Source organism: Brevundimonas sp. 'scallop' (assembly GCF_011045535.1).
Taxonomy (GTDB): Bacteria; Pseudomonadota; Alphaproteobacteria; order Caulobacterales; family Caulobacteraceae; genus Brevundimonas; species Brevundimonas vesicularis.
Map to the genome: position 1 here is coordinate 2686952 of NZ_CP039382.1, position 11735 is coordinate 2698686.

Annotated in this window: 9 protein-coding genes and 1 pseudogene; 3 read left to right on the forward strand and 7 right to left on the reverse strand. The window is 66.0% G+C overall.

All coding sequences use genetic code 11. The features are described from left to right. The first annotated feature begins 41 nt into the window (after window positions 1-41). Window positions 42-1196 (forward strand): beta-ketoacyl-ACP synthase III, encoded by a 1155-nt coding sequence (locus tag E4341_RS13410; RefSeq protein WP_112863678.1) that lies wholly within the window; start codon window positions 42-44, stop codon window positions 1194-1196. 4 nt (window positions 1197-1200) lie between these two features. Here the strand turns inward: E4341_RS13410 and E4341_RS13415 are convergent, their stop codons facing one another. Continuing rightward, entirely contained in the window at window positions 1201-1662 is a 462-nt protein-coding gene (locus E4341_RS13415) for a DoxX family protein (protein WP_165117943.1), read from the reverse strand. Window positions 1663-1703: 41 nt separating this feature from the next. Then, window positions 1704-2909 carry a M48 family metallopeptidase gene (locus tag E4341_RS13420; protein ID WP_165117945.1) on the reverse strand — a complete coding sequence of 402 codons (1206 nt, stop codon included), beginning with the start codon at window positions 2907-2909 and terminating at the stop codon, window positions 1704-1706. 136 nt (window positions 2910-3045) lie between these two features. Here E4341_RS13420 and E4341_RS13425 point away from each other — a divergent pair, with 136 nt between their 5' ends. Beyond that, window positions 3046-3315, forward strand: coding sequence for a hypothetical protein (locus tag E4341_RS13425; protein ID WP_017504786.1), 270 nt, complete (start codon window positions 3046-3048; stop codon window positions 3313-3315). 72 nt (window positions 3316-3387) lie between these two features. Here E4341_RS13425 and E4341_RS13430 read toward each other — a convergent pair whose 3' ends face one another. Beyond that, window positions 3388-3915, reverse strand: a complete 528-nt coding sequence (locus E4341_RS13430; RefSeq protein ID WP_039244441.1) for a porin family protein — start codon at window positions 3913-3915, stop codon at window positions 3388-3390. Window positions 3916-4147: 232 nt separating this feature from the next. Then, complete coding sequence (gene ppdK, locus E4341_RS13435; protein WP_165117947.1) at window positions 4148-6829, reverse strand: pyruvate, phosphate dikinase; 2682 nt, start codon at window positions 6827-6829, stop codon at window positions 4148-4150. Between the two features lie 197 nt (window positions 6830-7026). On the opposite strand from ppdK, the pseudogene E4341_RS13440 reads away from it, so the two are divergent. Next, a pseudogene (locus E4341_RS13440) lies at window positions 7027-7391 on the forward strand (endonuclease domain-containing protein). A 157-nt stretch (window positions 7392-7548) separates the two neighbouring features. On the opposite strand, the gene glyS reads toward E4341_RS13440, so the two are convergent. The 3 genes from glyS to E4341_RS13455 form a co-directional block, all read right to left on the reverse strand. Then, a complete protein-coding gene (gene glyS, locus E4341_RS13445; RefSeq protein WP_165117949.1) occupies window positions 7549-9774 on the reverse strand; it encodes a glycine--tRNA ligase subunit beta in 2226 nt (741 codons plus the stop codon). Then, the gene (locus E4341_RS13450; RefSeq protein WP_165117951.1) at window positions 9774-10667 is read right to left on the reverse strand and encodes a glycine--tRNA ligase subunit alpha; all 894 of its coding nucleotides are present in this window, start codon (window positions 10665-10667) and stop codon (window positions 9774-9776) included. The genes glyS and E4341_RS13450 overlap by 1 nt, the downstream gene beginning before the upstream one ends. Before the next feature lie 100 nt (window positions 10668-10767). After that, complete coding sequence (locus E4341_RS13455; protein WP_165117952.1) at window positions 10768-11664, reverse strand: fasciclin domain-containing protein; 897 nt, start codon at window positions 11662-11664, stop codon at window positions 10768-10770. Between the last annotated feature and the right edge of the window lie 71 nt (window positions 11665-11735).

Consider the following 11735-nt stretch of genomic DNA (forward strand, 5'->3'; position numbering starts at 1 on the left):
AAGCAGCGAGACGCCGCGCGTCGAGCGATAGGAACAAAAAAGTGTCGAATGCAGTGATCGCCGCCACCGGCCTCTTCACCCCCGAACAGTCGGTCTCGAACGCCGAACTGGTCGACAGCTACAACGCCTGGGCCGACGGCTGGAACGCCCGCCACGCCGCCCAGATCGAGGCCGGCGAGCTGGAGGCCAAGTCGCACTCCTCGCCCGAGTTCATCGAGAAGGCGTCGGGCATCAAGAGCCGGTTCGTGCTGGACAAGGCCGGGATCATCGACCCCGAGCGGATGGCGCCGAACCTGGCCGAACGCTCCAATGACGAAATCTCGATCCTGGCCGAGATGGCGGTCAAGGCGGCGCGTCAGGCGATCGAGGCGTGGGGCAAGCCGGTTTCGGAAATCGGCGCCGTCCTGTGCGCCGCGTCGAACATGCAGCGCGCCTATCCGGCCATGGCGATCGAGGTCCAGCAGGCCCTGGGCATCGAGGGCTTCGCCTTCGACATGAATGTGGCGTGCAGCTCGGCGACCTTCGGCATCAAGACGGCGGCGGACTTCATCGCCGGCGGCTCGGTCAAGGCGGTGCTGATGGTCAATCCAGAGGTCTGTTCGGCCCACCTGAACTTCACCGATCGCGACAGCCATTTCATCTTCGGCGACGTGGCCACCGCGGTGATCGTGGAGTCGTCAGACACGGCGGGACCGGGCGGCTGGGACGTGCTGGGCACGCGTCTGAAGACGACCTTCTCCAACAACATCCGCAACAACTTCGGCTTCCTGAACCGCAACGCGCGCGACACCGCGCATCTGGACAGCCCCGAGGCCGACGACAGCGTCCAGAACGACAAGCTGTTCATCCAGCAGGGCCGCAAGGTCTTCCGCGACGTGGTGCCGATGGTGTCGGACATGATCGTGGATCACGCCGGCGAACTGGGCCTGGATCCGCACGATCTGAAGCGGCTGTGGCTGCACCAGGCCAACATCAACATGAACACGATGATCGGCAAGAAGGTGCTGGGTCGTGAGCCCTCGGCCGATGAGAACGTCATCATCCTGGACGAATACGCCAACACCTCCTCGGCGGGGTCGATCATCGCCTTCCACCTGCACAACGACGGGTTCGAGGCGGGCGATACGGGACTGATCTGCAGCTTCGGCGCCGGCTATTCGGCCGGGACGGTCTTCGTCAGGAAGCGCGCCGCCTGAAGTCTCAAAGCCGGGGCAGGAACAGGACGAAGTCCAGGCTCCACAGCCCCGGTCCATTGGCGATCAGCCAGACCAGGATGACCATCAGCAGGGTCTCGGGCAGGTCGAAATAGCTGGAGAGGCGATAGCCGAGGCTGGTCCCCTCCACCGACTTTGACGCCACGGTCACCAGGGCGACCAGGCTGATGATCAGCAGCACCAGGGCCGCCAGGCTGGTGAACAGACCCATGATCAGCAGGGCGCCGAAGGCGAACTCGCACACGGACACGAACTTCGCGGTCTGGCGCGGCGCGGCGATGCCGGCCTCGACCATCGTCTTGCTCATCTTCTCGGCCTGGGCCGGGGTGAACAGCTTGTAGAAGCCGGACAGGAAGAACATTCCCCCGACCACGACCCGCGCGATCAGGGGCGCGATGTCCATCAGGGCCGGAACGCCCAGGCCGAGGCCGCGATAGAGGTCGATCATGGGGCTAAGGCTCCGCTTGGAATGGCGAAGCCTTCAATGCCTTACGGGCGCGTCGGTTGCTCTGCCGAGGCTTGGGCGGGATGCGTCGCCTTCCATTCCATGGCGCGGCGGATGCGGTTCTCCACGCTGGGGTGATCGTAGAACAGGAACTCCTCGATCGCCGACGGCGACGGGGCGCGGTATTCGGCGGTCTTGATCAGGGCCTTGGACAGACCGTCCGGTTCATTGGCGTGAACCAGCGAGAAGTGATCGGCGTCCTCCTCCATCGTGCGGGTCATGGTGGCGAAGACGGGGGTGCCCAGCACGCCCAGGAAGGCCAGCACCAAGGCCAGGACCGGCAGGCCCGCAGGGTCGGAGATGTCGCCCACGCGATCCGCCCTCAGCAGACGATGCGCCACCGGATACAGCCGATCGGTCAGCCAGAAGGCCAGCACCGACAACAGGACCAGAATGCCGACGGTCCAGAGAATGTGCGCCCGGACATAGTGGCCCATCTCATGGCCGACCACGCCGCGCACCTCGGCCAGATCCGCGCCCTGTTTGAACATGGTGTCGCTCATCGCCACCCGCGCCGTGCCGAACAGGCCCGAGACATTGGCGGTATAGCGGTCGGACTGTTTGGAGCCGTCGTAGATGAAGATCTTGTCCGACGGCGTGCCGGTCTGTTTGGCCAGGGTCACCACGGCGTCGCGCACCGGCCCGTTCGGCGCGGGCGTATAGGTGTTGAAGATCGGTTCGATCACCAGGGGCGCGAGCACCAGGCCGATGACGATGAAGGCCGCTGTCACGCCGGCCGCCCAGGCCCACCAGAACCGGCGCGCACGCCGGATCAGCGCATAGATCGCCACGAGCAGCAGCGAGGTCGCCACGACCGAGATGGCCGCGCCGATCACGGCCTCGCCCAGCCAGCCGCCTAAGGCCTGGCTGGTCAGTCCATACTGTTTCTCGCGCCACCAGCCCTGATAGATCGCCCACGGCAGGGTCAGCGCCCAGCTCATGCCCGAATAGACCAGGGCGACGGCGAAACTGGCCAAGGTCGGCCGACGACGGCGACGTTCGATCCGGCTGCGGATCGCGACCAGCAGGCCGGTGCGCACGATGATCCAGGCGACCAGGGCCGAGACCAGGAAGCTCCATAGGATCAACCAGTGCGAACCGTGGGTATAGGCGATGGCGCGTGCCGTTTCCTGGGGCGACAAGGTCGCCAGCCACTGGGCTGTCGCGGCCGCCGGATCGAAATTCGTCATGGTTTTCTCCCTTGAGAGAACCAAACCGCGCGACCCGCGTTATGTCAGGTTAATTCGCATCCATGATGATTCTCGCCCGGCCACGCTTGAATCTTTCACGACTTTTTGTCACGCATTCTCCTGTCGAGAACAGGGGATGTCCCAGATGGCTCACAAGACGCCCAAGCAGGTCCTGGAAAGCTTGGCTCATGATATCGCCACCGTGTTGAAGAGCATGGGTGGCTCGGCGCATCAGAACATGGTGGTCGATTGCGTGGCGGCGATGAAGCGCCAGCGCGGCGAGGCGGTCAACCCGCCCGATCTTCGACAAAAGATCATCGAGACCTTTGAATACTATCGCGACTGGTTCGTTCGCCCGTTCGGCGAAGGCTCGCAGCGTTGGGCCTTGGCCGGCGACTTCGGCTGATTTCACTGTCCTGAACGAAAAAGGCGCGCTCCCTGCGGAGCGCGCCTTCGTCGTTAGGACTGATCGATCAGATCAGAAGCGACGGATGTAGCTGACCGAATAGGCGTCGGCTTCACCACCGTTGTCGCGGTAGTCGCGACGGGTCCAGTCGGCGCGCACGCCGTTGACGCCGTCCAGGTAGTAGTTGGCGCCGGCGCCGTAGTTCCAGCTGTCGCCGCCCACGTCGGTGTTGGCGCCCGGGAACTTCTGCTTCAACTCGGTGTGGCCGTAGCCGCCGCGTGCGAACAGTTCCAGCTTGTCAGAGACCGGCACCTTGCCGACCACGTAGCCGGCGGCGTCCCACTCGTGTTTGATCTCGCCATCGACGCCCGCGACGGTGAAGTCGTCATGCTTCACGCCGACCGAGGCTTCGGTTTCCACAGCGATGTAACGGTTGAGGTTGACGCCAAGACGACCGGTGACAGCGCCCGTCGTTGCATTGTCGCCTTCAAGATGAGTGTAGCCCAGCGAGCCGTAACCACGCGGCTCAGGATTGGTTTGAGCAAAGGCCGGAGCGGCGATTGCGGAAACGGCGACAGCAGCGAGAAGAATGTTACGCATTGTTTCTTATTAACTCCTAGATGTGATGACCGAGCCGATCATCAGCCCCATCCAGCGAGTGCTTAAATAGGTGACAGCGTCATCTGTTCCAGGGGCGCAAAAACACGACGAATGCCTGTGGACGCAGGGACACATACAACGTTCCGTCAAGATCGGCGACTTTATGGCGCCGCAGCAAAAAGGGCGGCCTCAACCGAGACCGCCCTTCTTCGGTTCGTCTTGCCGAGAAGGTCTAGCGGTCCTTCTCGCGCTCCACGTTCAGCGCGGCCTGGGCCGCCGCCAGACGGGCGATCGGCACGCGATAGGGCGAGCAGGAGACGTAATCCAGCCCGGCCTGTTCGCAGAAGGCGATCGACGACGGGTCGCCGCCATGCTCACCGCAGATGCCCAGCTTGACCTCGGGCCGGACCTTGCGCCCGCGTTCGGCGGCGATCTCGATCAGGCCGCCGACGCCGTCCCGGTCCAGGCGCACGAAGGGATCGGTCTCGAAGATGCCCTTGTCCAGATAGGCCTGCAGGAACCGGCCGGAATCGTCGCGCGATATGCCGAACGTCGTCTGGGTCAGGTCGTTGGTGCCGAAGCTGAAGAACTGGGCGTATTCGGCCAAGTCCCCGGCGCGGATGGCGGCGCGCGGCAGTTCGATCATGGTACCGACCAGATAGTCGATGGTCTGGCCCGTCTCCTCGAACACCGCCTTGGCCGTGCGGTCGGTCAGCTCGCGCAGATATTTCATCTCCAGGCCCAGGGCGACCAGCGGGTGCATGATCTCCGGCAGGGGCGCGGCGCCCGACTTCTGCTTGACCTCCAGCGCCGCCTCGATGATGGCGCGGACCTGCATCTCGTAGATTTCGGGGTAGGCGACGCCCAGGCGGCAGCCGCGGTGGCCCAGCATCGGGTTGGTCTCGTGCAGTTCCTTGGCGCGGCGCTTCAGCTTCTCGGCGTCGATGCCGGACGAGGCGGCCAAGGCGTCGATGTCTTCCTCGGTGTGGGGGATGAACTCGTGCAGCGGCGGGTCCAGCAGGCGCACCGTCACCGGCAGGCCGGCCATGATCTCGAACAGTTCGACGAAGTCCGACTTCTGGAACGGCGCGATCTTGGCGAGCGCCGCGCGACGGCCCTTCTCGTCGTCGGCCAGGATCATCTCGCGCACGGCGGCGATCCGGGTGTCGTCGAAGAACATGTGCTCGGTGCGGCACAGGCCGATGCCCTCGGCGCCGAAGCCGCGCGCGGTCTTGGCGTCCAGCGGGGTCTCGGCGTTGGCGCGGACCTTCAGGCGGCGCACCTTGTCGGCCCAGCCCATCAGGGTCTGGAAATCGCCGGTCAGTTCGGGCTCGATCATCGGCACGGCGCCGTCCAGCACCTCGCCCTTGGAGCCGTCGATGGTGATGACCTCGCCGGCCTTGAAGGTGCGGCCGCGCGCGGTGAACGTGCCCTTGGCCTCGTCGATATGGATCTCGCCGGCGCCGGAGACGCAGGCCCGCCCCATGCCGCGCGCCACGACGGCGGCGTGGCTGGTCATGCCGCCGCGGGCGGTGACGATGCCGCGCGCCGCATGCATGCCGTGGATGTCCTCGGGGCTCGTTTCCTCGCGCACCAGGATGACCGCTTCGCCCAGACCGGACATGCGCTCGGCCTCGTCGGCGTCGAAGACAATCTTGCCGGTCGCGGCGCCAGGCGAGGCCGGCAGGCCGGCGGCGACCACGGTGCGCGCCGCATCGGGGTCTAGCGTCGGGTGCAGCAGCTGGTCCAACGCCGACGGCTCGACCCGGCTGATGGCCTCTTCCTGAGAGATCACGCCCTCGGCGGCCAGATCGACGGCGACCTTCAGCGCCGACTTGGCGGTGCGCTTGCCGTTGCGGGTCTGCAGCATCCACAGACGGCCCTGCTCGACCGTGAACTCGATGTCCTGCATGTCGCGGTAGTGGCTTTCCAGCTTGCCGACGACATCGACGAACTGGGCGAACACCTCAGGCATGGCCTCTTCCATCGAGGGGGCGGTCTCGCCCATCTCCTCGCGGCCGATCTTGGTCAGGGACTGCGGCGTGCGGATGCCGGCGACCACGTCCTCGCCCTGGGCGTTGATTAGGAACTCGCCGTACAGGCGCGCCTCGCCGGTCGAGGGGTTGCGGGTGAAGGCCACGCCGGTCGCCGACGTCTCGCCCATATTGCCGAACACCATCGACTGGACGTTGACGGCCGTGCCCCAGCTTTCGGGAATGTCGTGCATGCGGCGATAGAATTTCGCCCGGTCGTTCATCCAGCTTTCGAACACGGCGCCCACGGCGCCCCACAGCTGGTCCTTGGGATCCTGCGGGAAGGCGTGACCCAGTTCGCGCTCGACCACGGCCTTGTAGTCGGCGACCACCTTCTCCCAATCGGCGGCGGTCAGGTCGGTATCGACCGTGACGCCCAGGCGATCCTTGTGCTGGTCCAGCACCTCTTCGAAATCGTCGTGGCTGAGGCCCAGCACGACGTTGGAATACATGGTGATGAAGCGGCGATAGCTGTCGAAGGCGAAGCGACGGTCGCCCGACAGCTTGGCCAAGCCTTCGACCGTCTGGTCGTTCAGGCCCAAGTTCAGCACCGTGTCCATCATGCCCGGCATGGACGCGCGCGCGCCGGACCGCACCGAGACCAGCAGCGGGTTTTCGACATCGCCGAAGGTCTTGCCGACCACGCCCTCGACCTTGGCCAGGGCGGCCTGGACCTGGGCGTCCAGATCGGCCGGATAGGTCTCGTTGTTGGCGTAATAGTGGGTGCAGACCTCGGTGGTGACGGTGAAGCCCGGCGGAACCGGCAGACCCAGCGACGACATTTCCGCCAGATTGGCGCCCTTGCCGCCGAGAAGGTTCTTCATCGACGCGTCGCCGTCGGCGGAGCCTCCGCCGAAGCCGTACACCCACTGAGTCATCATGCAGTCCCTGAGCTTTTCGGATCGTCCGGCGGGTTGGCCCCGCTCGCACATGCAGCATGATCTAGCGCGTGAGAGCGGCCTTGACCATTGCGGATGTAACAATGCGTGAGGGGGTGTGCGGTTTCCTAGCGACGTGCGCGCACAACCTTGACGTCATCGTCTCCTCCCCATGAAATGGGGAGGGGGACCGCGAAGCGATGGAGGGGTTCTTGACGCACGAAGGCTCCGTCTCGCGCGCCCGCATCCTGCGCCGCGCCCTGACCCCGCCCGAAGCCCGACTGTGGGTCCACCTGCGCCGCCGCACGCTGGACGGTCTGAAATTCCGCCGTCAGCATCCGGCGGGGTCTATGTGCTCGACTTCTATTGCGCCGAGGCGATGCTGGCCGTCGAGGTGGATGGCGAAAGCCACGAAGGCCGAGGCGAGCATGACGCACGACGCACGCGCTGGCTTGCGACCCAGGGCATTGCGGTCATCCGCGTCTCGGCCGAACAGGTGCGGGTGGACTTAGGCGACGTCCTCGAGTTTATCGCCGACAGGGCGAGAGACCGAATCCGAAGCTGAAACACCCTGTCTCCTCCCCATGAAATGGGGAGGTGGCGCGGCGCGCTTGCGCCGTGACGGAGGGGTTCTTCACCACATCGCAGCCGTGAGACGTCAAGAGCCCCTCCACCGCTGCGCGGTCCCCCTCCCCACAAGTGGGGAGGAGACGATGCGGCCCCTACCCCGCGATCTGGCCGAAATCGGCGACCTGGCCCATGACGTCGCGGACCTGGCCCAGCAGCTTCAGGCGGTTTTCGCGTTCTGCGGGGACGTCGGAGTTGACCAGAACGTCGTCGAAGAAACGGTCCACGGGCGCGCGCAGGCGCGCCAGGGCGGTCATTGCGGCGGCGAAGTCCTCGGTCTCCAGCGCGGCCTCGACGGCGGTGCGGGCGGCGCCGACGGCGAAAGCCAGGGTGGTCTCGGCCTCGGGCTGATTGGGCAGGCCGGTCCGAACCATGCCGGTGGGCAGCGGCCCCTTCTTCTCCTCGGCGCGCAGGATGTTAGAGGCGCGCTTGTAGCCGGCCAGCAGATTGGCCCCGTCGTCCGTGGCGAGGAAGGCGGCCAGCGCCTCCACCCGCCGCACGATGCGAACGAGATCGTCATCGCCCAGGGCGAAGACGGCGGCGACGAGATCGTGGCGCTGGCCCTGGTCGCGGAGGAGGACGGTCAAGCGGTCGGCGAAGAAGGCGAGCACATCAGCCTTCAAAGGCATCAACCAAGCTAGAGGCGCACCATCAGCCCATCTGGCCGCAGACTTTCCTTCCACTTCACGGAAAACGTCCGCTATCGCTTCAAGCTGAGCAAGTGGTTCGTCGCTCTCCATTATGCTTTTGCCTATGGCCGCAGGCAGAGCAGGATTGGCAACCGCCAGTTCTACTTTGGCAGCCGCCAAATGCGCAGGACCGTAGAGGACGAGGTCGAGAACCTGTTCAGTCCGCAATCCCAAACGCACGCCATTCTCAAGCAATAGCCGGATCACGCCCAGCGCCGCTCGACGCAGGGCGAACGGATCCTTCGATCCCGTAGGCTTTTCGTCGATAGCGAAGAAGCCGACCAATGTGTCTAGCTTGTCGGCCAGGGCGACGGCGACCGTGACGGGCGCGGTCGGGACCGTGTCGGCGGGGCCTTGGGGTTTGTAGTGGTCGCGCACGGCGTCGGCGATCGCGTCGGAATGGCCGGCGAGACGGGCGTAATAGCCGCCCATGATCCCCTGCAGTTCCGGGAATTCGCTGACCATGCCTGACACGAGGTCGGCTTTGGACAGGCGGGCGGCGGTTTCGGCCTGATCGGCGTCGGCGCCGACCAGCGGGGCGATCTCGCGGGCCAGGGCGGCGATGCGCTCGACGCGCTCGGCCAGGGTGCCCAGTTTGGCGTGGAAGGTGACGCCGGACAGTTTGGCGTTCCAGGCGTCGAAGCCGACCTTCTGATCCTCGTCCCAGAAGAAGCGGGCGTCGTTCAGGCGGGCGGACAAGACGCGGCTGTTGCCGGCGGCCAGGGCCTTGCCGCCGTCGGTGGCCTCGACGTTTGCGACGACCAGGAAGTTCGGGGCCAGGCCGTCCTTGGACGGATCACGGACGGCGAAATACTTCTGGTGCACCTTCATCGACAGGCGCACGACCTCGGGCGGCAGGGCCAAGAACTGCGGGTCCATGTCGCCCAGGATCGGGGTCGGCCATTCCGCCAGACCCGCCACCTCGTCCAGAAGGCCGTCGTCATCGACAAGGGCGAGGCCGCGCGCGGCGCAGGCCGCCTTGGCCTGTTCCAGAATGCGCAGCTTGCGATCGGCGACGTCCAGCAGGACGAAGTTCTTTTCCAATTGGGTGCGGTAATCGACGAAGTCGTTGACGCGCAGCAGCTCGCCGGAACCCAGGAAGCGGTGGCCCTCGGTGATCGCGTCGCTCTGAATCCCGTCGATCTCGAACGGCACCACCTTGCCGTCGAACAGGCACAGGATGCGCTTGATCGGACGCACCCAGCGCAGCGTGCCGGAACCCCAGCGCATCGACTTCGGCCAGGGGAAGGTGCGGACGACTTGATCGACCGTCTCGGCGACCAGATCGGTCGTGGCGCGGCCCTTGGACGACAGGACAGCGAACAGGACGCCGTCGCGCTCGGTCAGTTGATCGCGCGTCAGGCCGGTCTTGCGCAGGAAGCCTTCCAGCGCCTGTTCCGGGGCCGAGGCGCGCGGGCCCTTGACCTCTTCCTCGCGGTCCGGCGTGGCCGTGGGCAAGCCGTCGATGACCAGGGTCAGGCGGCGCGGACCGGCATAGGTCGTCAGCGCCTCCCACGTCAGGCCGGCGGCCTTCAGCCGGTCGGAGACCATACGCTCCAGGTCGCGCGCGGCGCCCTGCTGCATCCGGGCGGGGATTTCTTCGGAAAAGATTTCGAGGAGAAGTTGGGGCATCAGGCGGTTTTCCGCTCTTGTTCGACGTAAGCGAGGGCGCAGGCTTTGCAGAGTTCGCGGATGCGGCCGATGTAGCTCTGGCGTTCGGCCACGGCGATAGCGCCGCGGGCGTCCATCAGGTTGAACAGGTGACTGGCCTTCAGCACCTGATCATAGGCGGGCAGGACCAGCGGCTGATCCTGCGGGCCGCGCATGTCGAGCAGGCGCTGGACCTCGCCCACCATATCCTCGAACCGGCGCTTCAGACCGTCGATGTCATAGCCGTGGAAGTTGGCTTCCGACTGTTGCCGCTCGTTCTCCAGGAAGACCTCGCCATAGGTCAGCCCCTCCTTGGTGAACTTCAGATCATAGACGTTGTCCACGCCCTGGACGTACATGGCCAGACGCTCCAGCCCGTAGGTCAGCTCGCCCGACACCACATCGACCTCGATGCCGCCGACGCCCTGGAAATAGGTGAACTGCGTGACCTCCATCCCGTCGCACCAGACCTCCCAGCCCAGCCCCCAGGCGCCGACGGTGGGGTTCTCCCAGTCGTCCTCGACGAAGCGAATGTCGTGCAGTTTCGGATCGATGCCGATGGCCGCCAGCGACCCCAGATACAGCTCCTGAAGGTTGTCCGGGTTCGGCTTCAGGATGACCTGGTATTGGTAATAGTGTTGGAGGCGATTGGGGTTTTCACCATAGCGGCCGTCGCCCGGGCGGCGGCTGGGCTGGACATAGGCGGCCTTCCACGGCTTGGAGCCGAGCGCGCGCAGGACGGTGGCGGGGTGCAGCGTGCCGGCTCCGACCTCGATGTCATAGGGTTGCAGAATGGCGCAGCCCTGCTCGCCCCAATAGCGGTGGAGCGTCAGGATCAGGTCCTGAAACGCGAGCGGCTCGGTCGAGGTGGTCAAATCAGGCTCGTGGGGAGGGGCTGCAAAAAAGACGGCGGACCATAGGGCCCGCCGCCTTCCGCTTCAACACGCTACCGAGCGAGCGCGTGGATGACCCTGATCAGTTCGGGGTCGGCTTGGCTTCGGCCGCGCCGTCGGCGGCGGGATCAGCCGCATCGACCGGCGGCGTGGCCGGGGTGTCGACCTGACCATCGGTTGGGTTGACGACCGGCGACGAGGACGTGGTGGTCGTCATCGCGGCGGGCTGGCCGTTGGGCGCGGTCGGGGCCGGCGTCGCTTCAGCAGCCGGGGTCGCCTCAGCGGCCGGAGCGGCGGCTTCGGCGGGCGCGGCGGCCTCTTCATCGCCCATGGCGGCCATGGAGTTCGCCGGGTTCAGGACCTTGTCGATCGGGAAGATGGCGCCGTTCGAGGCGTCCAACTCGGCGCTGACGACGGTCGCGCCGTCAGCCTTGATGGCCGAACCGGTGCCGTCCAGCAGAACCTGGCTCTCGGCGGCCGTCTCTACGCCGCCCTTCTTGCCCATGATCTGGTCGGGCGTCACGTCGGCGACGATGACGTGATACAGCAGCAGCTGGCGCAGTTCAGCGGCGTTGGCCGGGTCCATCAGACGCGTACGCTCGGCCTCGGGCACGGCGGCGAAGGCGGCGTCGGTCGGGGCGAAGATCGAGATGGCCGGACGGCTGGCCAGGGTGTCGGTCAGCTGGGCGGCGTCCAGCGCGGCCAGCAGGGTGGTGAACTGACCGCTGGCCTTCAGCTTGTCGACAACGGTTTCGCCGGCGACAGGCGTGGTCGCCTCTGCAGTCGTGGTCGTGGTCGCGGCGGCCTCAGCCGTCGGCGCCGGCGTCTGCGGCATGGCCGGCATGGCCGGATCGGTTTGCGGCATGGTCGCGGGGGCGGGCGTCGTCGTGGTCGCAGGGGCGGTCATGTCCTGGGCGAAAGCAGGGGCAGCCATCAGGCTGACGACGGCGGTGGCGGCAAGCAATTTTGCACGAAGCATGGCGATTTCCTTTTTCCTGTTTGAGGATCGCCACGGGGAGACGGCGACCCGTTCCAGACATCGGAACTGCC